Source organism: Natribacillus halophilus (assembly GCF_900100185.1).
In the GTDB taxonomy this organism is placed as follows: Bacteria; Bacillota; Bacilli; order Bacillales; family Marinococcaceae; genus Natribacillus; species Natribacillus halophilus.
The window spans coordinates 42949-65962 of the sequence record NZ_FNEN01000003.1 but is presented as its reverse complement, the minus strand read 5'-3'; the positions used below and the strand labels follow the sequence as shown (position 1 = coordinate 65962).

Annotated in this window: 26 protein-coding genes; 13 read left to right on the top strand and 13 right to left on the bottom strand. The window is 49.3% G+C overall.

Going from position 1 to position 23014, the window contains the following annotated elements; genetic code table 11:
* Positions 1–94: 94 nt before the first annotated feature.
* The 3 genes from BLS58_RS04720 to BLS58_RS04710 all read right to left on the bottom strand — a co-directional run bounded on the left by BLS58_RS04720 (position 95) and on the right by BLS58_RS04710 (position 2568).
* Entirely contained in the window at positions 95–994 is a 900-nt protein-coding gene (locus BLS58_RS04720; RefSeq protein WP_245723070.1) for a DsbA family protein, read from the bottom strand.
* 240 nt (positions 995–1234) lie between these two features.
* A complete protein-coding gene (locus BLS58_RS04715) occupies positions 1235–1894 on the bottom strand; it encodes a lytic transglycosylase domain-containing protein (RefSeq protein WP_245723054.1) in 660 nt (219 codons plus the stop codon).
* A 74-nt stretch (positions 1895–1968) separates the two neighbouring features.
* Positions 1969–2568, bottom strand: coding sequence for a CYTH domain-containing protein (locus BLS58_RS04710; protein ID WP_090396525.1), 600 nt, complete (start codon positions 2566–2568; stop codon positions 1969–1971).
* 74 nt (positions 2569–2642) lie between these two features.
* Here BLS58_RS04710 and BLS58_RS04705 point away from each other — a divergent pair, with 74 nt between their 5' ends.
* The 3 genes from BLS58_RS04705 to BLS58_RS04695 are packed head-to-tail and all read left to right on the top strand — an operon-like array spanning position 2643 to position 4474.
* Complete coding sequence (locus BLS58_RS04705; protein ID WP_090396524.1) at positions 2643–3008, top strand: UPF0738 family protein; 366 nt, start codon at positions 2643–2645, stop codon at positions 3006–3008.
* 13 nt (positions 3009–3021) lie between these two features.
* Positions 3022–3660 carry a GTP diphosphokinase gene (gene yjbM, locus BLS58_RS04700; RefSeq protein ID WP_090396522.1) on the top strand — a complete coding sequence of 213 codons (639 nt, stop codon included), beginning with the start codon at positions 3022–3024 and terminating at the stop codon, positions 3658–3660.
* Between the two features lie 16 nt (positions 3661–3676).
* The gene (locus BLS58_RS04695; protein WP_245723053.1) at positions 3677–4474 is read left to right on the top strand and encodes an NAD kinase; all 798 of its coding nucleotides are present in this window, start codon (positions 3677–3679) and stop codon (positions 4472–4474) included.
* A 95-nt stretch (positions 4475–4569) separates the two neighbouring features.
* Here BLS58_RS04695 and BLS58_RS04690 read toward each other — a convergent pair whose 3' ends face one another.
* Positions 4570–4998, bottom strand: a complete 429-nt coding sequence (locus BLS58_RS04690) for a hypothetical protein (protein WP_090396518.1) — start codon at positions 4996–4998, stop codon at positions 4570–4572.
* 45 nt (positions 4999–5043) lie between these two features.
* Positions 5044–5811 (bottom strand): metallophosphoesterase, encoded by a 768-nt coding sequence (locus BLS58_RS04685; RefSeq protein WP_176764617.1) that lies wholly within the window; start codon positions 5809–5811, stop codon positions 5044–5046.
* Between the two features lie 110 nt (positions 5812–5921).
* On the opposite strand from BLS58_RS04685, the gene fabI reads away from it, so the two are divergent.
* Positions 5922–6704: an enoyl-ACP reductase FabI gene (fabI, locus tag BLS58_RS04680; RefSeq protein ID WP_090396515.1), complete on the top strand. Its 783-nt coding sequence runs from the start codon at positions 5922–5924 to the stop codon at positions 6702–6704.
* A gap of 119 nt (positions 6705–6823) precedes the next feature.
* Positions 6824–7051, top strand: coding sequence for a DUF7667 family protein (locus BLS58_RS04675; protein ID WP_090396513.1), 228 nt, complete (start codon positions 6824–6826; stop codon positions 7049–7051).
* Positions 7052–7496: 445 nt separating this feature from the next.
* Here the strand turns inward: BLS58_RS04675 and BLS58_RS04670 are convergent, their stop codons facing one another.
* From BLS58_RS04670 to BLS58_RS04660, 3 genes are all read right to left on the bottom strand, one after another.
* Positions 7497–9137, bottom strand: a complete 1641-nt coding sequence (locus BLS58_RS04670) for a glutathione ABC transporter substrate-binding protein (protein ID WP_090396511.1) — start codon at positions 9135–9137, stop codon at positions 7497–7499.
* A gap of 204 nt (positions 9138–9341) precedes the next feature.
* A complete protein-coding gene (locus tag BLS58_RS04665; protein WP_090396509.1) occupies positions 9342–11018 on the bottom strand; it encodes a glutathione ABC transporter substrate-binding protein in 1677 nt (558 codons plus the stop codon).
* Positions 11019–11259: 241 nt separating this feature from the next.
* A complete protein-coding gene (locus BLS58_RS04660) occupies positions 11260–12903 on the bottom strand; it encodes an ABC transporter substrate-binding protein (protein WP_090396507.1) in 1644 nt (547 codons plus the stop codon).
* 301 nt (positions 12904–13204) lie between these two features.
* Between BLS58_RS04660 and nikC the strand changes: the two genes are divergently transcribed.
* Genes nikC through BLS58_RS04640 form a run of 4 tightly spaced genes read left to right on the top strand, consistent with a single transcriptional unit; the run spans position 13205 to position 17133 of the window.
* Positions 13205–14095: a nickel transporter permease gene (gene nikC / locus BLS58_RS04655; protein ID WP_090396505.1), complete on the top strand. Its 891-nt coding sequence runs from the start codon at positions 13205–13207 to the stop codon at positions 14093–14095.
* A gap of 13 nt (positions 14096–14108) precedes the next feature.
* Entirely contained in the window at positions 14109–15029 is a 921-nt protein-coding gene (locus BLS58_RS04650) for an ABC transporter permease (RefSeq protein ID WP_090396503.1), read from the top strand.
* 17 nt (positions 15030–15046) lie between these two features.
* Positions 15047–16099: an ABC transporter ATP-binding protein gene (locus tag BLS58_RS04645; RefSeq protein ID WP_090396501.1), complete on the top strand. Its 1053-nt coding sequence runs from the start codon at positions 15047–15049 to the stop codon at positions 16097–16099.
* Positions 16096–17133 carry an ABC transporter ATP-binding protein gene (locus BLS58_RS04640; RefSeq protein ID WP_090396500.1) on the top strand — a complete coding sequence of 346 codons (1038 nt, stop codon included), beginning with the start codon at positions 16096–16098 and terminating at the stop codon, positions 17131–17133. Before BLS58_RS04645 ends, BLS58_RS04640 begins: the two co-directional genes overlap by 4 nt.
* Before the next feature lie 62 nt (positions 17134–17195).
* On the opposite strand, the gene BLS58_RS04635 is transcribed toward BLS58_RS04640, so the two are convergent.
* The gene (locus BLS58_RS04635; RefSeq protein WP_143018867.1) at positions 17196–17285 is read right to left on the bottom strand and encodes a YjcZ family sporulation protein; all 90 of its coding nucleotides are present in this window, start codon (positions 17283–17285) and stop codon (positions 17196–17198) included.
* Between the two features lie 287 nt (positions 17286–17572).
* Here BLS58_RS04635 and BLS58_RS04630 point away from each other — a divergent pair, with 287 nt between their 5' ends.
* Positions 17573–18184, top strand: coding sequence for a CotO family spore coat protein (locus BLS58_RS04630; protein ID WP_090396497.1), 612 nt, complete (start codon positions 17573–17575; stop codon positions 18182–18184).
* Here BLS58_RS04630 and BLS58_RS04625 read toward each other — a convergent pair.
* Positions 18172–18693, bottom strand: coding sequence for a CotY/CotZ family spore coat protein (locus tag BLS58_RS04625; protein ID WP_245723052.1), 522 nt, complete (start codon positions 18691–18693; stop codon positions 18172–18174). The two genes, BLS58_RS04630 and BLS58_RS04625, sit on opposite strands and share 13 nt — an antisense overlap.
* A 96-nt stretch (positions 18694–18789) precedes the next feature.
* Between BLS58_RS04625 and BLS58_RS04620 the strand changes: the two genes are divergently transcribed.
* Entirely contained in the window at positions 18790–19032 is a 243-nt protein-coding gene (locus BLS58_RS04620; protein ID WP_176764615.1) for a hypothetical protein, read from the top strand.
* Positions 19033–19077: 45 nt separating this feature from the next.
* On the opposite strand, the gene BLS58_RS04615 is transcribed toward BLS58_RS04620, so the two are convergent.
* The gene (locus BLS58_RS04615; protein WP_090396492.1) at positions 19078–19500 is read right to left on the bottom strand and encodes a GNAT family N-acetyltransferase; all 423 of its coding nucleotides are present in this window, start codon (positions 19498–19500) and stop codon (positions 19078–19080) included.
* A 13-nt stretch (positions 19501–19513) separates the two neighbouring features.
* Positions 19514–20242: an alpha/beta hydrolase gene (locus BLS58_RS04610; RefSeq protein ID WP_176764614.1), complete on the bottom strand. Its 729-nt coding sequence runs from the start codon at positions 20240–20242 to the stop codon at positions 19514–19516.
* 455 nt (positions 20243–20697) lie between these two features.
* Here BLS58_RS04610 and BLS58_RS17440 point away from each other — a divergent pair, with 455 nt between their 5' ends.
* Positions 20698–20874: a hypothetical protein gene (locus tag BLS58_RS17440; RefSeq protein ID WP_176764613.1), complete on the top strand. Its 177-nt coding sequence runs from the start codon at positions 20698–20700 to the stop codon at positions 20872–20874.
* Between the two features lie 43 nt (positions 20875–20917).
* Here BLS58_RS17440 and fumC read toward each other — a convergent pair whose 3' ends face one another.
* Positions 20918–22306 carry a class II fumarate hydratase gene (gene fumC, locus BLS58_RS04600; RefSeq protein ID WP_090396486.1) on the bottom strand — a complete coding sequence of 463 codons (1389 nt, stop codon included), beginning with the start codon at positions 22304–22306 and terminating at the stop codon, positions 20918–20920.
* A gap of 135 nt (positions 22307–22441) precedes the next feature.
* Between fumC and BLS58_RS04595 the strand changes: the two genes are divergently transcribed.
* Positions 22442–23002: an NADPH-dependent FMN reductase gene (locus tag BLS58_RS04595; RefSeq protein ID WP_176764612.1), complete on the top strand. Its 561-nt coding sequence runs from the start codon at positions 22442–22444 to the stop codon at positions 23000–23002.
* Positions 23003–23014: the final 12 nt, after the last annotated feature.

Below are 23014 nucleotides of genomic sequence, written 5' to 3'. Positions count from 1 at the left end.
GTTAAACTTGCCTCTCTTCAACAGTCTATGAGGAACTCGTCTCTTTTCATCACTTGAAAATGAAAAAGAGGTCAATGGGAGGGCGCTGAAAAAGTTAGCGTGCCGCCACCGGCTGCCAGAACGCGCCTTTTTTCACAGGGACGCGTTCAACCTTCTGTTGCAGTTGTAATGCTTTTAAATGAGACGTCGCTTCTTTCATGGATAAGTCGTAGACTTCCGCCACTTCCTGGGTGGCGACGAACTGATACGTGTTCATAAAGTCTCCGAGGCTCATTTTTGGGCGCGGTTCCGGTATCTCGCCCAGCATATTCGTTAAGATATCAACGTAAACGTCATAGTTGTGCAAACCCGAGATTTTGATACCGGCATCTTCAATGCAATCGTTGAAAAAAATCATCGTCGGAACGCTTTCGGCCTCCATCTCATGCGTGGTGTTTACGTCAGAAGCCAGTGCTTTACGGGCCAAATCAGAATGGAGATCCTTGTGAAATTCGTGAAGGTCAAGCTCCGAGCGTTGGGCACAACGCAGCAGGACATCTTCCTTTGAGACATTCTCTTTTTTGAGGAAGAGGGCTTCACGCAGTCGCCGTAAATATCGCAAGCCATATTGACGACCCTGCATTTCGGCCGCTTTCACCGCGATGGCGGGAGCGTCAGAATGGCTGAGTGGATTTTCGTGCCATATGTCACCATCGCAACACATCCCCGTGCGCGTGGCCGTCTTTTCCCAGAGGTCGGCCAACGATTGGCGATTCTGTTCATTCACACGCCCACTCGCGGCTTCGGGAACGATAAAAAAGCGCATCTTGAACAAATGGCCGTACTCCAGCCTGATTTTCTTTATTTTCGGCTCAAATCCCCAGCAATCCGGACAAAGAGGGTCTGTAAAAATATAGATTTCCAGCTTTTGCTGGCTTTCCGTTTGTCTACGTTCATCGGATTCAACGCCACAAACACCTAAAGTATCATCACAGCCTCGCTGATTTGCATTCACCAATGTTTACGCTCCTTCCCTTATCAGACCTGTGCGTTGCCCCATGGGAACAGCTTCGGTTTGAAGTACACTATATTTTAGCAAGGGTTCATGAAACGTTCAAATGGTTTGCTTGCTGACCGGGAAACATAAAGAAAACTAGGCTTATCGCCAAGCCTGGCGAAAGCCTTAGTTGCACTTATGTAAGATAAGAAAGTTATACTTTCTTATCTGCTAAACAAAGTCGACGTTACGCCGCTATTACGCCAGGTTTTCGTAAGTGTCCATAACCCTTGGTACATAGGCCGTTGTTTCCGCAAAGGGAGGGACGTCTCCGAATTTGTCAACATTACCGGGGCCGGCATTGTAGGCGGCAAGGGCATGTTGGATATCCCCACTATAGCGATTAAGCATCTCACTTATATAACGGGTACCGCCATCGATGTTCTGGGCTGGGTCTCGCACATCCGTGACCCCTAAACCGTTGGCGGTCCCCGGCATCAGTTGCATCAGGCCGGTGGCGCCGGCATGACTTTCGGCTTCCGGATTGAAACCTGATTCATGCTCAATGATGGCATAGATCAAGGCGGGATCAACGCCGTGTTCGTCAGCAGAGGCCTCGATTAAATGATTGTAAGGCGACTCCGGTAAGGTTCCGGTGGTGGTTCCTTCAGCAGCCACGCTTTCAGCCGGGCCAGACGTTTGAGATCCTTCCGCGACAGACATGCCGGAATCCAAATACAGTGATCGTTCATGTGAAAAACCAAACGGAGAAGAATGATCCTGGGCTTTTCTTGCTTCAATACTGGCGAGAATAGAAGCAAAATCGCGTGAAGGCGGTTCTGCCACGCGATTCGTTTGTGTTTCCGAAAAAGGTGACGCATTTATACGGTTAAACTGCAACGGATGCGATTCGTTCATGGCTGTGCCTCCTTTTGTTTTAACTCGACTATATCAAAGGCGCTTGAAAATACAAGGATCCGTTCGAAAAAAGATCAAGGTCCTATATGAGCATTAAAAAAACGTTGAATTTTCGGAGGAGGCTGGAAAGCGCTCTCTCTGAGCCCAACCCGAGTTGTGACTTGTGATAAGACTTTCTGGGCATGTCCCTGGGAATGCCCTTCAAATTCGAGTTCGTAGTCCACCTTATCGAGATAATAACTTTTATCAAGCGCGAACAAACCTTGTTCATACGAGAACTCGGCCCGCCATGTCGATAACCGTCCCAAATACTGCAAGGTGTGAAAAGGAATACCCCATTCGCCTTCTATGTAAGTTTGAACGGCACCCCCGTCGGGAATTTGTGTAAGCGGGTTGTCTCCGGACCAATCCCCTTCGGCAAGGGGCTGGTGTTTTTCCAATATGCCCTCGTCAGTTTGCACTTTCAAAGTCAGGACGTACGCTTCGTCCTTATATCGGATCCGCAAAGCAGCGTTTCGTGCTTTTAATTGAAAATCGGATGTGTCAAAATAGTGATTGTGCTGGATGTGAAAATCATCGGTCCGCAACTGAAAATAGTTCTGTATGTTTTCGAATTCATTTTCGGTAAGCAGACGCTTGCCTTCCCTTTCAATTTCGTCGAATTCATGATTCATAAAAACCGCCTCCTGCAGGTATTATGGCACAGAGATCGTAGTGCGACAACGATATGTAAAGGAGTCGAATAGCCGTGACCGTGATCAATGTAATTGGTGCGCAACATAAGGGCGACGGTCTTTATCTGGAAAGCGACCGTCATCCCGATGAGAAGTTAATACCGACCGCTCGCCTGCTGGCTGATTCGGACAATTTTGCCCTCGTCTATATTTTTGATCGGGAAGGGACGTTTGTCCAGGTGCATATCCACGAGGCATTCTGGTCGGATCTTTATAAAAGCCATCGGAAGCGGACGCCCATTTATCTCGATAAACATGACGTCCTATTTGAGGCAATTCACGAGGAGTTGGACATGTTTCTTGATATCATTCAGGGGAACAATAATTACGGAGCCGAGATGGTGAGCGCCGTAGAAAAGCATTTTTTTGCTAACGAGTGAGGAGGGCGTTTGTATGAGCAAGTGGGCAGTATTTTTGTCACCTTACCAACAGGCTGTTGAAGAATTAAAGGTGAAATTTAAAAGTTTACGTGATCAATATCGCCGCGCGTCCAAACACACGCCGATCGAGTTTGTCACCGGACGCGTGAAACCTATCACGAGTGTCCAGGAAAAAGCCAGGCGTAAAAATATCGCGCTCGATAAACTGGAAACGGAAATGCAGGATATTGCCGGTGTCCGTATAGTCTGTCAATTTGTCACCGATATTGATACCATTGTAAACATGCTGCGGGAGCGCGATGATATTACGGTGATCAGCGAGAGAGACTATATTAAAGAAAGAAAAGCCAGCGGTTACCGGTCTTATCATATGGTTATCGATTATCCGGTTCATACGGTGGAAGGCACCAAGCATATCCTCGTTGAAATCCAGGTCCGCACGATGGCGATGAATTTTTGGGCGACGATTGAACACACCCTAAATTATAAATATAGCGGAGAAATCCCGCAGCATATTAAGCGCCGTCTCGTTCGCGCGGCTGAAGCCGCTTACAACCTGGATGAAGAGATGTCCAAAATCCAGGATGAAGTCCGGGAAGCGCAAACGATTATTACGAAACGCCAGGAAGAGAATAGAGGCACTTACAAGTAAAAGGGGGGAGAAGACGATGAAGTATGACGTAACGTCACGACGGGACGAACAGTCAAACAGGATCGCCGCTCATATTCAGGAGGCATTGACCGCACACGGGCTCACCCATGATGAAGATGAGCCGGAAATCGTCATCTCTGTCGGCGGAGACGGCACGCTGCTGGAAGCGTTTCACGACCATAAACATCGACTGGAAGATACTTGTTTTGTCGGTGTTCATACCGGGCATTTGGGGTTTTATGCCGACTGGATGCCGGAAGAGGTGGATAAATTAATCATTCACATTGCCAAAACGCCTTTCCAGGTCGTCGAATATCCGCTCCTTGAAGTCGTTGTTCGCTATCAGGGAGAAGGGCGAGGACCGGATCGTTATCTTCCCTTAAATGAATGTACGGTCAAAGCAACGGAAGGCTCCCTCGTCTGCAATATCGAAATAAAGGGCGAGGTCTTTGAGACGTTCCGGGGAGATGGACTATGTATTTCCACGCCTTCGGGCAGTACCGCCTATAACAAGGCGCTGGGCGGGGCGATTTTGCATCCGTCCCTGGCGTCCATGCAAATCGCCGAAATGGCTTCCATCAACAATCGCGTGTACCGGACCATTGGCTCACCACTCGTATTGCCCGAGCATCATACGTGCTTATTGAAACCACTGAATGACATCAATCTCCAGCTCACCGTTGACCATAAGTCATTTATTCATTCGGATATCGCTTCGATTCAATACCGGGTCGCGAGTGAAAATGTGCGCTTTGCCCGTTTTCGCCCTTTTCCATTCTGGAAACGCGTGAAGGAGTCGTTTATCGGGGAGTAATGCGAGAGAGTGGCCGAAGAAGCTGTCATCGGCCGCCGGGAAAGGCCATACCGATGATGATGGTCGAAGCGAGTGCTCCCGGAGGCTGTTTGGCCTTAAACCTCTTCAACGTTTTCAAATGTGAAGCGGTAAACTTCTTCATCGTCTTCATTCGTAACAATCCCGCCGACGGCACCGCTCACATCCTCGGGATCCGGTGTTTCATCAAGGAAGAAAGACTCGCTGATCATAAAACGTTCCCCGCCGCCTACGGAAAAGGACTCGCTCGCAGATTCCGTGACTTCAGGTTCACTGAACATATCCAGCAATGCTTCATCGTCTATTTCCCAATTGATGGTTAATTCATCCGAAGGTCGTTCGGAGTGGTTGGTCATTAAGGCGTTAAAAGCGATCGACGTTTCCTCTTCTTCGCTAAATATCATAATCTCCGATTCATCTTCAACATGGCCGATATCTGCATCCGGCGCGCAAGCCGATAATAAAAATAAAATGCTCGTCAAACTGATGCATAAATTCCTTGTCATTGGCGAGATCCTTTCTTTTGCAAATAATAAATGTGATAGCGGACGCTAACGATATGAATCGAGTGGCTCATCAGGCTCAAAGACGCGAAATTTTTCCGGCTGTTCTGCTTGTCGTGACGGCACGTCAACGGTCGTAAGTTCTGGGTAGCGAAAGGCGGTGAGCGCTCCCCCGAAAACACAGCCGGTGTCGATATTGATCGTGCGTCGGTACACCCTCGGCTTTCGTACTGGTGTATGGCCGTACACAATCCAGGGGGCATCCCGTTGATTTTTTTCCTGCAATACCCAATCCCGTCGTTTCGGCAGCTTTCCCGGTTGTTGTTGCTCACGATCGACATCCCCGTAAAGGACGAATTCGCGTACAGCTTTGCCGGAGGCACCGATGTCCTTTCGGCGAATGCCGGCATGGGCGGCAATCACTTCCCCATTATATAAAGGAAGATACAAGGGGGCGTTCTCGAATAGGCGCATAAACGTCTGGCGTGTGCGGTCGTAGGATGATCTCGAAAGCGCCGCAAGCTCCGCAACTGTCGTCTCCAGTCCGTGTCGTATTTGTACCGGCCGACCAAGAAAATACCGGTAAAGTTTATCACAGTGATTACCGGGGATATAGTACGCTTTATCTTGAGCGACCAAAGCGGCGACATCTTCAATAACGCCGACGGAATCCGGTCCCCGGTCAGTGAGATCGCCAATAAAGACAAGTTTTCGTCTGTCTGGGCGGGTTTTTTTATACTCCAAACGTTGCAGCAGCTGTAACAGTTCACTCCTGCAACCATGAACATCACCGATAAAATCCAAGCCTGTAGTCATACACATCACCTTCTGGAATCATAGCAGAAGTTAGCTTAAAATTGAAATGAATGATTTGCGAAAAAATGCTATACTCAGGGTTAGCAGATGAAGAAAGGAGATTGATAAGCATGAGTTTATCTTTGGAAGGGCGCACCTATGTTGTGATGGGTGTAGCGAACAAAAGAAGCATCGCCTGGGGTATCTCCCGGAGTCTTGCCCATGCCGGTGCCCGCATTGTTTTTACATATGGAGCCGAGCGCTCGGGTAAAAATGTCCAGGAGCTCGCGGACACATTGGAAACGGAAACGTTCGTTTATCAGTGCGATATTACGAGCGACGAAGAGATCGAAGCAACATTTCGAAAGATTAAGGAAGAAGTGGGCACCATTCATGGGCTGGCCCATTGCATCGCGTTTGCAAAAACCGAAGATCTCGCGGGTACGTTCGTGGATACGTCCCGGGACGGGTTCGCCATGGCCCACGATATAAGTGCATACTCGCTAACGGCCGTCGCCCATACGCTGCAAAAGCACGAGATGATGACAGAGGGTGGATCGATTATAACCTTATCGTACCTCGGGGGAGAAAAAGTCGTGAAAAACTATAACGTTATGGGTGTCGCAAAAGCTGCCCTCGAGGCAAGTGTTCGCTACCTTGCCAATGATCTTGGTCCTTACAACATTCGCGTGAACACCATTTCCGCCGGACCGATCCGTACGCTGTCCGCCAAAGGCGTCTCCGGTTTTAATACCGTGTTAAATGAAATCAAAGAAAAAGCTCCACTGAGAAGAACCGTCAGCCAGGCAGAAGTCGGTGACACTGCGCTTTTTTTACTGAGTGATTTATCAAGAGGAATGACCGGTGAAATACTCCACGTCGACGGCGGTTATCATATCGTGGGCATGGGATGACACAGGCGAGGCTGTCTACGGGCAGTCTTTTTTATGGAATTTTTTAAGGTGAAAGCTATAATTTTACATATACCGGGAGAAGCTACGAGGAGAAGATAAATGGAAGAGAGTGATGACATTTGTACTCCGTCGTGGCAGAAAGACTCGTGCGTTTGATCCTGGAAGCAGATTATCGCCCACTTACGGATCATGAACAAGCGGAGGTTAACGAAAGCAAGCAGTACTTAAAAAACTTTTACTGGGAAAAAGAAAAACTTTCCGCGATGTCTTATATAGCTTACACGACAGAAGACTATGAATGGCAACATGAAATCTGTTCGGAGGTGGAGAAATTAAAAGGGGAATAACCCCACGCGCGGTTGATAGACACGTGGGGGGTTGGTGGTTAGCCTGATGCAGAACGGCTGAAATAAGCGATCATATCTGGAAATGACATTGTTCATCAAGGTAAGTTCGTTCGCCACGCCGTTTTTACCAGTCCCCGCCCATTGGAGGAGCAAAACAGTCGGATGATGACCTCGGACAACCTTCCAAACTGTTCGCAAGTCGCCATTCGGACAAATCTACTGGAAGATCGGTGAGAACTGTCCGTATCGAGCATTCATTTGGTCAAAAGAAGGGAATGATCAGTTAAAATTGTCCGAATGGGAAGGTCATTCGGACACAACCAGGATCGATCGGCAAAAAATTGTCCGAAAAACGTTCTTTCTACCATACACCCATAACGGAGGACTGTTGTTGCTTATTTCGATGTTGGCCCGGTGTGAAACCGGGTAAGTTGACCATCCTGCTCTAGTAACCGTCTCCCTCGGTCTCTTCAGTAATATACGTATCCGCTAAATCAAAGCGCCCGTCGGGAAGTTGTACAAAATTCTCGACTGAATCAGATACACCGACGCGATGATCATCAAAGACGGTATAAATCATCGGTGCGTCATCTACGAGGATTTGCTGGAGCTCGGCATATAATTCTTCCCGTGTCTGTTCATCGGTTTCCTGGCGTGCTTCATCGAGAAGCTCATCGACTTCTTCATTTTCGTAGAAAGCACGGTTCCCCGGCGCTCCAAAGTTATCGGAGTGGAAGAGTGAGTACATGCCGTAATCGGCATCTGCGGTGACCGTATTCCAGCCGAGGATAAACATTTCATGTTCGCCTTCAGCCGTCTGATCAAGGTAGGCGCCCCATTCAACGTTTTCGATAGAAACGTCGATACCGATATCTGAGAGTTGGTCCTGCACGAGTTCTGCGGTTTGTTCACGTACAGCGCTTTCATCATTCATCCATAAGGTCGTCTCAAAGCCATCTTCGTAACCGGCTTCGGCGAGCAATGCTTCGGCTTCATCAGGGTCATAGCCGAGATCATCCAAACTATCGTCATAACCGAAAACGAGCTCGTTTATCGGTCCATATGCCGGTTCTCCATACCCTTCGTACACACCTTCTACGAGCACCTCGTTATCGACGGCCATTGTAATCGCTTGGCGTACGAGGGGATCATCGAACGGTTCTTCCTGCGTATTAAAGCTGATATAGGACATATTCAAGCTCGGTTCATTTAAAAGGGTAGCGTCCTCAAGCCCCTCAACCTGATCCGTTAACGTGGGTTCAATTTCATCGGCTACGTGTGTTTCATTATTTTCAAGCATGCCGATACGGGTGAGGTCTTCACCCACAATTTCATATGTGACACTATCAAGGTTAGCCTCTTCGCCCCAGTAATCGTCATTTTTGCTAACGGTAAGGGAGCTTCCCTCTTCCCATTCCTCAAATTCAAATGCGCCCGTGCCTACAGCCTCTATATCGAGGTTAAGCTCTCCGGCTTCATCTTCTTCAATGGCTGTTTCACTTATAATGCCGGCAGCGTCATGGGCGAGATGAGAGGGTAAAGGAGCAAAGGGAAATTCCGTGGTGAACTCGACGGTATAATCATCAATCGCTTCAATATTTTCAATCATTTCAAACAGAAATGCCGCTTCTGAAGCCATCTCTTCATCAAGAACGCGTTCAAATGTTGCCACGACGTCATCGGCGGTGAGCTCTTCGCCGTTATGGAAAGTCACTCCTTCATGCAGCTCAAATACCCAAGTGTTATCATCGGTTTGTTCGTAGGATTCCGCCAAACCTTCGGTTTCAAGATCAAAATTTTCAGGGTCCTGGGTTACGAGCGTTTCATACATCAGGGAACGCGCCTTTGCAGATGGAACATCGTTGGAGCCGTGTGGGTCCATTGAAACGGGCTCACCTTGTATAGCAATTGACAAGTCTCCGCCTTCCTGCGGTTCACCGGTCGCTTCTTCCTCCTCTTCGCCATTTTCAGTCTCTTCCCCGTTTTCGCCTTCATCTACCTCTGAATCGTCCGTACACGCAGCAAGTAAAAAGGCGGTTGCGAGCGCGGCACCCGTGAGGTAACCGGAACGTTTGTAACGTTTCATTTCATTTCCCCCTAATAATGAAGTTGGGACAAATATATCTTACTAAGCAAAAATATTCAATAGGAGTAAAATACACAAAAAAATAGCCAAAGTTGGAGTGACACCATAAAAGGTAAGATGACCGACCACCCCGAGAAAGGTGACATAATAATAAACACCCACGTACCAACCTCTGGCACGTGGGTGTTTTATCTAGTCAACCGTTTAGTAACCGTCGACCTCGGCTTCCTCGGTAATATACGTTTCACTGAGATCCCATGTTCCGTTTGGATGCTGAATGAAATTTTCGGCAGAATCGGCAACGCCGACGCGTAATTCATCAAAGACCGTGTAGATCATGGGCGCTTCATCGACGAGGATTTGCTGGATTTCGGAATAGAGTTCTTCCCGTGTCTCTTCGTCTTCTTCCTCACGGGCTTCATCGAGAAGGTCATCGACTTCTTCGTTTTCATAGAAAGAACGGTTCCCTGGGGCTCCGAAATTGTCGGAGTGGAACAAGGAATACATGCCGTAATCAGCGTCCCCGGTTACGGTTACCCAGCCAAGTACAAACATGTCGTGTTCACCTTCAGCAGTCTGATCGAGGTAAGCCCCCCACTCAACGTTTTCCAGAGAAACGTCGACCCCAATGTCCGCGAGCTGGTCCTGAATCAATTCAGACGTTTGTTCGCGCACGGGGTTATCGTCGTTCATCCAAAGGGTCGTCTCGAACCCATCTTCGTAACCGGCTTCGGCGAGCAATTCTTCGGCCTCTTCCGGATCATAGCCGATGTCTTCCAAATCGTCGTCGTATCCGAAGACGAGTTCGTTAATCGGCCCGTAAGCCGCTTCGCCATAACCATCATAAACGCCGTCGACGAGCAGCTCGTTATCTACAGCTAACGAAATTGCCTGACGAACACGCACGTCATCAAATGGTTCTTTTTCCGTATTAAACCCGACATACGTTAAACTCAAGCTCGGTTCGGCAATCAGGTGGGCATTGTCGAGGGCTTCCACCTGTTCCACCAAGTTCGGTTGGATTAGGTCCGCCACATGTGTTTCGTTGTTTTCCAGCATACTTACACGGGTGAGGTCCTCGCCGACGATTTCAAATGTGACACTGTCGAGGTAGGCTTCCTCACCCCAGTAATCCTCATTTTTTGTCACTGTCAGAGAATCTCCCTGGTTCCATTCCTCGAATATGAATGGCCCAGTGCCAACACCTTCGATTTCCAGGTTAATATCGCCCGCTTCGTCTTCTTCAATGGCGGCTTCGCTCATAATGCCGGCTGCATTATGCGCGAGATGGGCAGGCAATGGCGCGAATGGAAATTCGGTCGTGATTTCTACGGTATAATCATCGACCGCTTCCGTACTCTCGATCATTTCGAAAAGGAAAGCAGCTTCGGACCCGCGGTCTTCTTCCAGGACACGATCGAAGGTAGCCGCTACGTCGTCAGCGGTCAACTCTTCACCATTATGAAAATGCACGCCTTCATGCAGTTCAAAAACCCAGGTGTCATCATCGGTTTGCTCGTATGATTCCGCCAGGCCGGTCGTTTCCAGATCCAGTGTGTCCGAATTGTGATTTAACAGTGTTTCATACATTAACGTACGCGCCTTCGCGGACTGATTGTCATTCGAGGCATGCGGGTCCATTGACACAGGCTCGCCTGACATGGAAATCAGAAAGTCCCCGCCTTCTTGCGGCTCCCCATCGGCTTCTTCGCCACCGTCACTGTCCCCATCGTCCTCATCGTCTTCCTCTTCAGCCTCTTCTTCGCTCTCGTCCGCCTCTGCCCCTTCCTCTACATCTGAATCATCTGTACATGCTGCAAGCACCAGACTGGCTGCAAGCGTGACCCCTACAATATACCCTGACCTTTTGTAACGTTTCACTGTATCCCCCCTTTAAATACTAAGCTAACTATATCCCAGGAACGAGAAATTTTCAATACTAGTAAAAAAATTAACACAAAAATTTTTGGACGTAAAGAAAACTTGGCTTATCGCCAAGCCTTTAAGGCGATAAGCCTTAGTTGCACTATGCAGGATAAGAAAGTGGTTTATACTTTCTTACCTGCCAAAAGAAAAACCACGCGCGGCACACCCGCACGTGGTTCATCCTATCTTGGCCCGTTTAATAACCGCCCTCTGTTTCTTCGGTGATATACGTTTCATCGAGTTCAAAGGTGCCATTCGTATGATGCACAAAATTTTCCACGGAGTCGGCAACGCCAACGCGATGATCATCAAAGGCTGTATAGATAATGGGAGCGTCTTTGACGAGAATATCCTGGATTTCAGTGTAAAGCTCTTCGCGCGTCTCCTCATCTTCCTCTTGGCGTGCGTCCATGATCAATTCGTCCACTTCATCGTTCTCATAGAAGGAACGGTTTCCGGCTGCGCCGAGGTTATCGGAGTGGAAGAGGGAGTACATCGTGTAATCCGCATCTCCGGTAACGGTACCCCAGCCGAGAACGAACATGTCAAATTCACCTTCACCGGATTGTTCGAGGAAAGCTCCCCATTCAACGTTCTCGATGGAAAGGTCAATGCCGACTTCGGACAGTTGGTCCTGCACGTATTCCGCCGTTTGTTCACGAAGCGGATTATCATCATTGGCGGCAAGCGTCAATTCAATGCCATCCTCATGACCGGCATCCTCGAGTAATTCTTGCGCCTCTTCAGGGTCATATCCGAGTTCATCGATATCCTCATCATAACCGAATACAATCTCATTGATGGGACCATAAGCCGGATCGGCATAGCCGGAATAAATACCCTCTACTAATTCATCGTTATCGATCGCCAAGGTGATGGCTTGACGTACCTGGGGATCATCCAACGGTTCTGAATCAGTGTTAAGGCCGACATATGTCATACTCAAGCTCGGTACGTTAAGCAGGTTTGCATTGTCAAGACTTTCTACCTGATCCACCAGATTAGGCTGGATTAAATCAGCGACGTGTGTCTCTTCATTCTCAAGCATACTTACACGCGTAAGGTCTTCGTCAACCATATCATAGGTAACGCTATCAAGGTAGGCTTCTTCGCCCCAATAATCTTCATTTTTTGTAAAGGACATCGAATTACCCTGTTCCCATTCCTCGAATTCAAATGGGCCTGTTCCGCCATCTGTTTCAATATCCAGGTTTTGCTCGTCGGCTTCATCTTCCTCGATCGCTGTCTCACTAATGATACCAGCCGCGTTATGGGCAAGATGCGAGTCTAACGGAGCAAACGGAAATTCGGTCGTGAACTGCACAGTATAATCATCAAGGGCTTCCACGTCTTCGATCATTTCAAATAGAACAAGCGCCTCTGATGCGAAATCTTCATCGAGAACACGGTCAAACGTGGCGACGACATCATCGGCCGTCAACTCTTCGCCATTATGAAAGTTTACACCTTCGTGCAACTCGAATTCCCATGTCGTTTCATCGACTTGTTCATAGGATTCGGCCAAACCGGTCGTCTCCAAATCTAAAGTTTCCGGGTCATGATTGACGAGTGTTTCATATATAAGGGAACGAGCTTTAGCGGATTGGTTGTCATTGGTCCCATGCGGGTCGACCGTATCCGGTTCCCCAGCCAGGGCAATGGAGAGATCGCCGCCTTCCTGCGGCTCTCCTTCCGCTTCTTCATCATCTTCGGCCTCTTCCCCGTTGTCGCCTTCGTCTGCCCCATCCTCTACATCTGAATCATCCGTGCAGGCCGCAAGCAAAAGAGTGGTTGCCAGCGCTGCTGAGAAAAGATAACCAGAACGTTTGTAACGTTTCACTTCGTCTCCCCCTTTTATTGAGCTATTGTCACTATATCTTACGAATCAGAAACTTGCAATACTATTTTTATGGAAAAATTAAGATGAATACGCCAAAAGATTACGATTTACAACAATTATGCAGTGATGTAAAGTAAAATAAATTGAGCACGTGTCCTCACGGTCTGGAAACGAATCCTTTAAAACTTTAAAATAGATACTTGCCGAATATGTTTTTATTGTCTATTGTAAAACACAATATGATTGCTATAATAAGAAAATAGTTTGATCTTTGAGATTAAGAGAAAGGGTTGAAGCGAGGATGGGGTCAACCGTAAACCAATCTCCGGAGCGGGAGGAATTTGCCAAGCCGGAGTCGCGCTTTAAGTCATTGCTGAAACGAATGATTCGTAATAAGTCTTCATTGATTGGCGCGTGCATTCTTATATTCTTTTTATTGATCGCCGCATTTGCACCATTTCTGATGACACATGATCCGAATTCCACGGACGTACTTAATGATTTTCAAGGTCCATCGTCGGAAAATTGGTTTGGTACCGACCATAACGGCAGGGACATATTCAGTCGGATCATTTATGGGACGCATTTGACGTTATATGTAGGGACGGTATCCGTTGCTGTCGGGGCCGTGTTTGGGATTGTTCTGGGCTTGCTTGCCGGTTACTACGGCCGCATCTTGGATTCCATCATAATGAGGGTCGCTGACGTATTGCTCGCGTTCCCGGGCATTTTGTTAGCGCTTGCCATCGTAAGTGCGCTCGGACCGAGCCTGAACAATGTCATCATTGCCCTGGCGATTTACAACATTCCGGTGTTCGCAAGAATTACCCGCGGATCGGTGCTGGAAGTCAAGGATGTGGAATACATTCAGGCCGTGCGCGCCCTCGGCGCCAAAGACGCCAAAATTCTTTTTCAACACTTGCTGCCGAATGTGAGTTCACCGATTATCGTACAAGCTTCCCTGCAAGTGGCCACATCGATACTGAGTGCCGCCGGCCTCTCCTTCCTTGGCCTCGGCGTCCAACCGCCGACCCCCGAATGGGGAGCCATGCTTAACTCGGGAAGAAGCTATATGTGGGACAATCCCCACCTCACCCTATTTCCGGGGATCGCGCTCGTCCTCGTCGTGCTCGGCTTCAACATGCTGGGTGACGGTTTACGGGATGCGCTAGATCCAAGGTCAAAAAAGTAAGGAGGCGTTTCGCGTGCATATTTTTATCATCCGCCGCTTGTTACAACTTATCCCGGTCATTATCGGCGTAACCCTCGTTGCCTTTCTGATCATTCAATTAATCCCCGGGGATGCGGCACAGGTTATGGCCGGAGAGGCGGCTTCGGAAGAACAATTGGAACAAGTGCGAGAAAACCTGGGCTTAAACGAGCCTTTATATGTCCAGTATGGATTATTCCTAGCTGACCTCGCCCAGTTTGATCTCGGCGAATCCGTGCGTACCGGGCAGCCGGTGATGGAACTGGTGGCTCCCCGCTTTTGGATTACGCTGGAACTCGCTTTTTGGGGTCTTGTGGTCGCGGTTAGTGTCGGCCTTTTTCTCGGTATTCTCGCCGCGAACAAGCAAAATTCCTTCCGTGATTTCGGAACGATGGCGGCCGCGGTTATCGGTCTTTCGATGCCAAACTTCTGGCTGGGCCTTATGCTCATGTACGTATTTGCCAATCAGCTTGGCTGGTTGCCGACCTCCGGGTGGGGCGATTGGCAGCAGATTTTCTTGCCCGCGATTACGATGGGTACGGCAGGGGCCGCGATTATCGCCCGGATGACGCGCTCGGCGATGCTGGAAGTCATCGGTGAAGATTACGTGCGAACGGCGCGCGCCAAAGGCGTCAAAGAACGATTCGTCATCTACAAGCACGCGCTTAGAAACGCTTTAATCCCGGTCGTCACCGTCATCGGGCTGCAGTTTGGATACTTCTTAAGCGGAGCGGTTCTCACAGAAAGCGTCTTTAGCATCAACGGGCTGGGACGCCTCGTCGTCGATGCAATTGCGCAACGGGACTTTCCTGTCGTGCAGGGAACGGTGATCGTTCTCGCGTTAACGTTCGTATTTGTCAACTTCGTCGTCGATGTCCTGTATCGCGTCTTGAATAAACGAATAGAATTGAACTAGAAAGGAGGTCATGTACGGTGACTACAAAGGATCATACCCCTGTTTTAAAAGTAGAAAACCTGCAGACATCTTTTTTCACTTATGACGGGGAAGTAAAGGCTGTTGACGGTGTTGATTTTGAAGTACGCGAGAATGAAACGCTGGGCATCGTCGGCGAAAGCGGTTCCGGAAAGAGCATTACTTCGTTGTCGGTCATGCAGCTCATTCAATCCCCCGGAGAGATTATTGGCGGTAAAATCGAGCTGAACGGGGATGATTTACTGCAAAAATCAAAAGCCCAGTTCGCAAAATATCGCGGCAACCGCCTTTCCATGATATTCCAGGAACCGATGACCTCATTGAACCCCGTGTTTACCGTCGGTCATCAAGTGGCGGAAACCGTAAAGATTCACAAAAAGATGGGCAAACGCGAAGCACACCAGGAAGTGATTCGCATGCTCAAACTCGTCGGCATTCCCGCGCCGGAATCCCGGGCGAAGAGTTATCCCCATGAACTGTCCGGAGGTATGCGCCAGCGGGTGATGATTGCGATGGCACTCGCGTGTGAACCGGAACTATTAATCGCCGATGAACCGACAACGGCGCTTGATGTCACCATCCAGGCGCAGATTCTTGAACTGATTAAACGTCTTCAGGAGTCAACGGGCATGGCGGTTATGATCATTACCCATGACCTTGGGGTCATCGCCGAAACGGCCGATCAAGTCGCCGTTATGTATGCCGGTGAAGTCGTGGAGCAAGCGGATGTCAAAACGCTTTTCAATCGCCCTTTGCACCCTTATACGCAAGGACTCATGAATTCGATTCCGCGTCATGACGTTGACGTAGACGAATTGGAAGTCATCAGAGGGACCGTGCCGAGTCCGGCGGAAATGCCGAGCGGCTGCCGGTTTGCCCAGCGTTGCCCGTACGCCTCTGAGATTTGTAACACCCATCCGTCCCTTGCGGCGCCAAGCAACAATATTGACGGACATACGGATGCAGGGGCGGTACGCTGCTGGATTTATACCGATGAATGGGATGCCGAGGGCAACCCGATGAAAAATGAGGAGGTGCAGCAGGGGTCATGACAACAACACCTCTTTTTGAAACGAAAAACCTGAAAAAATATTTTCCGGTCAAAGGCGGGATTTTGAACCGGACAAAAGCGGAAGTCAAAGCGGTGGATGACATTTCTTTTGCCATTAATCCGGGAGAAACCCTTAGTCTCGTCGGCGAATCAGGGTGTGGGAAGTCCACGACCGGTCGGGCCGTTTTGCGCCTGGAAGAGCCCACGGATGGAGAAATCACCTTTAACGGAGAAGATTTTCGCAGTCTAAGCAAGTCCGAACTTCGCGATAAACGAAAAGATATGCAGATTATCTTCCAGGATCCGTACGCTTCCTTGAATCCCCGTCAGAAGGTCAAGCAAATCCTCGATGAAGCGATGGCGATCCAGGGCGTCGTACCGAAAAAAGATCGCCCGGCACGGATTCGTGAGCTGATGGATGTCGTCGGGATGCGTCCGCACCAAGCCGAGCGCTACCCCCATGAATTCAGCGGCGGTCAGCGACAAAGGATCGGGATCGCGCGGGCCCTTTCCGTGGATCCGAAACTGATCGTTTGTGACGAAGCCGTTTCGGCCCTGGACGTCTCCACCCAGGCCCAGGTGCTGAACCTGCTCCGGGATTTGCAGCGCAAGTACGATCTCACGTATTTGTTCATCTCTCACGACCTCGGCGTCGTTCGCCACATTTCCGATCGCGTCGCCGTTATGTATCTCGGTAAAATCGTGGAAATCGCCGACAAAAAATCATTGTTCGATTCGCCGCGCCATCCGTACACGCGCGCCTTGCTTTCCGCGATCCCGGTGCCGGATCCTGACGAGAAAAGTGAACGCATCGTCATAGAAGGGGACGTGCCATCACCTATGGACCCTCCAAGTGGTTGCCGTTTCCATACGCGTTGCCCGTTTGCCACGGACATTTGCAAACAGGAAGATCCGGAACTCCGCAAGACCGGTGATATGGCCGATGACCATCAGGCCGCTTGTCACCATATGGAGGAGATCGTTGCCCAATATGGCACGACACCGACATTACCGGAAGAAGTCGGGAACGAATAAAAAGGTAAAAAAAATCATCCCTCGGACGGGATGATTTTTTTAGCAGATTTATCAACTTCAGCCTAACAGTAAGCGGTCCCTACGATGATAAGCAGAATGAAAAGTACGACGATCAATGCAAAGCCGCCACCATGTCCGTATCCGGCAGACATGCTCATTCCTCCCCAAATGTCGGTTTAAAGAACGAAAAAATCGTTCTCCGTATACGTTATTCAGGCATCTGTACAGGTGTGTTGTTTCAGCGTAAAACAGGCTGACGCCTACGCGTTAGAGCGGAATGGGTGTTAGCTGTATTTTAGCGCTCTCAAAGCATCTGCCCTCTCTTTTTTTCTTTTATTACATATGAAAGAAGAAAGATCTTTTTTCCTTCTCATTCAATCATAGCTCGTTGTCCTGTGAATACAATGTAACATGACGTTTTCCGAGGGGAGGAGAAGAGATGGGCACACGCAAACAGCAGAAACAAGACCAGCCGCTCCTATATATTGATAATCCCGCACATGAACCGATAGAACAGGGTAGGACAGAAGTGGAAATCTTATATAAGCGCGATGGCATAAATGTAAAAGCAGAAGTAGAAGAACCGGGCGAGGAGGAGCCTGACTCCAATCATGAAGAGGAGGAAAGAAAGCGGCGTTCGTTTAATTTATCCAGGCACCTGGGGTACGACTGGCAGGTAAGAAGCGCGCCATCACATTATACGAAGCGGTCACGGGAGCGATTAAGCTCCGACCTATCCGGTTCCGATTCCGGGCGGGCACCTGCAGGCGAACATTTAGGCCGTCCGGCACCTGAGGAAGAAAATAAAAAAGCAGAAGACAAACCACAGACGTTCGCCGATAAGTCGGTCAAGGAGAAAGCAGAATTTCTTTTAAAAATGCGCAAGCGTACACCGCTCACGTGTGTATGTAAAACGAAAGAACAAGTATGGGTCGGCACCGTTACTGCTGCCGAGGAGCAGCATTTCACGATGCAGACCCAACAATCTCCTTACCTGGTAACCATCAACTACGATGATGTCACGGCACTATCAGTCGATCACTTCTCGTGATGATGATGCTTTTTGTCTCTGTCGTCCGGTCTTTTGGCATGATTATCTACCAAATCGGGATCCAAACACTGGATGGCACAGAAGCAGTTTAGATCAACTTCGATACAGAAGTGTGTTTTTTCCAGACAATACACATCTGAAAGAGACGTTGGATCGACACAGCAGTTATGGGTAAACTTGATGTCTTTGATCGGACGAAGTAGCGATAAAGTAGCGCAGCACGTTTTTTCATCGACGTTTTCAACCCGGAAAAATACGGTCTCGAACACGTCGTTATAGTCCGCTGTCAGCCCGCCGGTGGCCCAGAACAGGTTGCTCTTTTTATCTTTTAGCATAAATGGAATGGTGTCCTGAACCTTCCCGGGTCTTTTCGGACCTAACAAGTTGGTGAAACAACTGTTGACACAGTCGTCAAACTTTTTGTCAACGGCATCCTGCGCTTCCTTGATCGAAAGCACCGCATCACAGACGCAGTGGCCTGATGCGTAATCTTTGCATCCGCAACTCACGTTCATCACTCCTTTTCCTTCATGTTCGTTACATCTTATGTACGTTTAACCTAATGCGTGTATAGCCCTTGTGGAAAATCACGCGAAATAGGCGTAATGATGTGGACGTTGGGGTATAGGAAAGTAGCGACCAAGGCGAAAGGGGATCTCGTGATGGGCTATATTTCCATGCAAAGGAATGACACGGTTATACAATATGGAAACCGCGTGCAATCAGTGCAACCATTGATCAAGGCGAGTGCTCCCGTTGAACCCGTCAAGCTCACGCGTACGGATAGGCATAGGAAAGAGAAGAGAGACAAGCACGAAAAAGGCTATCATTTCGATGCGCAGGCGTAAAAATAAAAAGGGGCATCATCCGTCGAGAGATGATGCCTCATTTCGTTATAGAACTTTTTCCATCGCGACGTGGGGGATACCCGCGTCCAAAAATTCACCGGAAGTAACTTTGTAGCCGAGTCGTTCATAGAAGTTTTTGGCACGGGTTTGCGCGTTCAGAATTACCGATCGCCCGCCTTGCTCAGCCACGTAATCTTCCACCGCGTGCATCAGTTCCTTGCCGAGGCCGGTGCCCCGGAACGCCTTGAGCACGCAGATGCGCTCTGCTTTTCCCACGCCTTCGTGGAAGCGTACCCGTCCGGCCCCGGCCCATTCACCTGACATTTGGGCGAGGAGATGGACACTTTCTTTTTCATATTGATCCCATTCCTCCTCGGGAGGGACGTTTTGCTCGTCGATGAAAACCGTCGAGCGGATCTCGCGTACTTTTTGCATGTCTTCTTCCGTGTTGGCCATGTGAACGTTCATACTTTCCGCTCCTTTAAGCGTTGAAAATATACATAAAATGTAAGGCTTTATGCAAATCGGGCTCCCACGTGTACCACGTATGATCCCCTTTGTCCAATGTTTTGAAGCGATAGTTGGACACGTTGGCGTTCAGTCGCTCATGAAGATCGTTGTTCATCGAAATAAAATCCATAATCGTACCGTCTGTTCCTTTCACTTCCCTTTCTTCGGATCCGACGGTATGGTAGAGCGTAAGCGTGCCCAGATGCGAGCTCTCATCAATTTTGGAAAGCAGGGTGTCATTGACGTAAGGGGAATACATAATGGCACGCGAGAATGTGTCCGGATGCTCCAGGCAAGCGAGCAAAGCCAGCGTGCCCGCCAGTGAATCACCCATGAGCACCCGCCCTTCCGGGTCCTCGTGCAGGGAATATTCCTGGGCTAAAAAGGGCAGAAGTTCCGCGGTTAAAAACTGTAAGTATTGCGGAAGTTCTTCGCCATCAGGGTGATACCACTTGCGTCGTGCAGCCACGCGCGGATAGGGAACCCCGACGACGATCGTTTCCGGACCGGCTTCCTCCAGAATCATGTCTTCAATTTTACGACCGATTTTTCCGAGCCGAAAAAAATCCTGACCGTCTTGCGCGACCGCCAAATGATAAGATATACTCTCGTGATAATTGGGCGGAAGGTAGACGTGAAGGTCAAATTCTGTGTTAAGAATATCGCTCTTAAAAGGGAGTGAACGAATATCTCCATCCATGGTCAAAACCTCATTTCTGTCAAGAAAATTAACCTGGAAGCATTGTATCATGTCTTATGCCCAATCGCTAAAAGGAAGGTTTGGGCATTGGGCTAATGGGGCAGTGACATTAAATGGGAGGGAGCGGATTCGGCCACGAAAGGGAGGAGGGCCTGCGAAAATGTCCGAATGGGCCAGGAATTCGGACATAAATGGGAGAAGGGCCGCTGGAATTGTACGAAAGGTTCTCGGATTCGGCCATTAATCCATGAAGGGCCGCTGGAATTGTCCAAAAGGGGGCCAGATTCGGCTACAAACAAGTGATGCACCACCAAAATTGTCCGAATCGGGGAGCCGGACACAAACAAGACATTCACTGTGGAATGTCTGTATCATGCCTGAACATCAATCAAAGATCTTGCATAATGTCGACAGAGGGTCGTAAAATAGTTGGAAAGTATAAGGAGCAATTATATATGTATGGACCTCGCTGGATCTACTGGAAACAAACCTTTCGGTCAAAATTCCAGGCCGGTTGCGTCAAGGCCAAACTGGAAGACAACTGGCATAATGGATACGAACTCTCGCCCCTCGTGGAAGTCATTCAGTTAAAAAATGAAAAATATGTCGTCCGCTTTACTTATGACGAATAAAAACTGCCCTCGAACCTTACGGCCAGGGCAGTTTTCTATTATCTCATTCCGATGGACGTACCATCTTCGCCGGATCGACCCATTCATTAAATTGCGCTTCGCTTAACTCCCCGCTGTTGATGGCGGCTTCTTTCAACGTTGAGCCTTCGGCATGCGCTTTTTTCGCGATCGCTGCCGCTTTTTCATAGCCAATATGGGGGTTTAACGCGGTGACGAGCATGAGTGAATTTTCCACGTGCGCGTCGATGTTTTCTTTTTCAGGCTCGATGCCGACGATACAACGGTCATGGAACGATTGCATGGCGTCGGTGAGCAATTGCGCCGATTGCAGGAAATTGTAAATGATGACCGGCTTAAAGACGTTCAGCTCGAAATTTCCCTGGCTGGCGGAGAAGCCAATTGTCGCGTCATTGCCCATGACCTGGGCACACACCATCGTGAGTGCTTCACTTTGGGTCGGATTCACTTTGCCGGGCATAATCGAGCTTCCCGGTTCATTGGCCGGGATCGTCAGCTCGCCGATGCCTGAGCGGGGACCGCTCGATAGCCAGCGGACGTCGTTGGCGATTTTCATTAAGTCGGCCGCCAGGCCTTTGAGCGCGCCATGCGCATGAGTGGTATCATCATGGCTTGTGAGCGCGTGAAATTTATTCGGCGCGGACCGAAAAGGCAAGCCGGTTTCTTCACTGATGACCGCTGCGGTTTTTTCCCCAAAATCGGGATGGGCGTTAATGCCTGTCCCGACAGCCGTGCCGCCGATGGCGAGGTCGTTTAAGTAGTCGATGCTTTCCGCGATCATGTTTTCACTTTTGCGCAGCATTTCCTGCCAGCCGCTGAATTCCTGGCCGACGGTGAGAGGGGTGGCGTCCTGCAGATGGGTGCGGCCGATTTTTATGATGTCGTTAAAATCTTCGACTTTTTTCGCGATCGTATTTTTCAATGTTTGCAATGTCGGCAGCAGTTCATTTTTAACTTCGGAAACGGCGGCAATGTGCATCGCGGTTGGGAAGGTGTCGTTGGAGCTTTGCGACTGGTTCACATCGTCATTGGGGTGGATGGAGGCATCCTTGCCCTGCTCCTTGAGGATTTCCGTGCCCCGGCGCGCGAGTACTTCATTCATGTTCATGTTGGATTGCGTGCCGCTGCCGGTTTGCCAGACGACCAGGGGAAAATGACTGTCCCACTCACCGGCGATCACTTCATCGGCGGCCTGGGCAATGGCGTCTGCCTTGTCACTCTCCATCTTGCCAAGGCTTTCGTTCGCCCGTGCGGCAGCTTTTTTCAGGGTGGCGAAACCGTGCACGACTTCCCGGGGCATATGCTCCTTGCCGATCGGGAAATTGCGTAAACTTCGCTCGGTTTGCGCTCCCCAGTACTTGTCCGCCGGCACCTGCATTTCGCCGAGGGTGTCTTTTTCCGTTCGATATTCCATTTGGCATCTCTCCTTGATTGACTGATCTTTTTCTATGATAAACCACTTTTGATCCGGAAAAAAGGAAACGTTTAAATTGAGGGAAGAGCGGGGATAAAATAAATAAAGTGACGCTACACTAGAGGAGTGATCAAGGTGGCAAAACCATACAACATTTTAGGCATTAGCGGAAGTTTGCGTCGTGGGTCTTTTAATCGACATGTGTTATCGGCTGCCACGCGGATGACCGAAGACAACGTAACGATACATACGTATGATTTGGCGGAATTGCCGCTTTTCAACGGCGATTTGGAAGCCGGTGGCGACCCGGAAAGCGTTGCGCGGTTTAAACGTGCGATCCTGGATAGCGACGGCCTTTTCATCGTAACCCCGGAATATCATCACGGCATGCCCGGCGTTTTGAAAAATGCGATCGATTGGGCGGGAAGCGATGCCAATCATAACGTGCTTACGGATATGCCCGCGGCGATGATCGGCGCGTCACCGACGATGTTCGGCACCGCTTTTTCCCAGCAACAGATGAAGCAATCCCTCGTGGCTGCCGGGGCGTCGGTGATGCAAAAGCCCGAGGTCTTTATCTCACGTGCGAATAAAAAAATCGCCGAAAACGGCGCGATTACAGATGACGATACAAATGCCCAAATCGCTTCCTTCTTACGCGCCTTTACCGAATGGATCGATCACAAGCAAAAATAACGGGGCCCCATA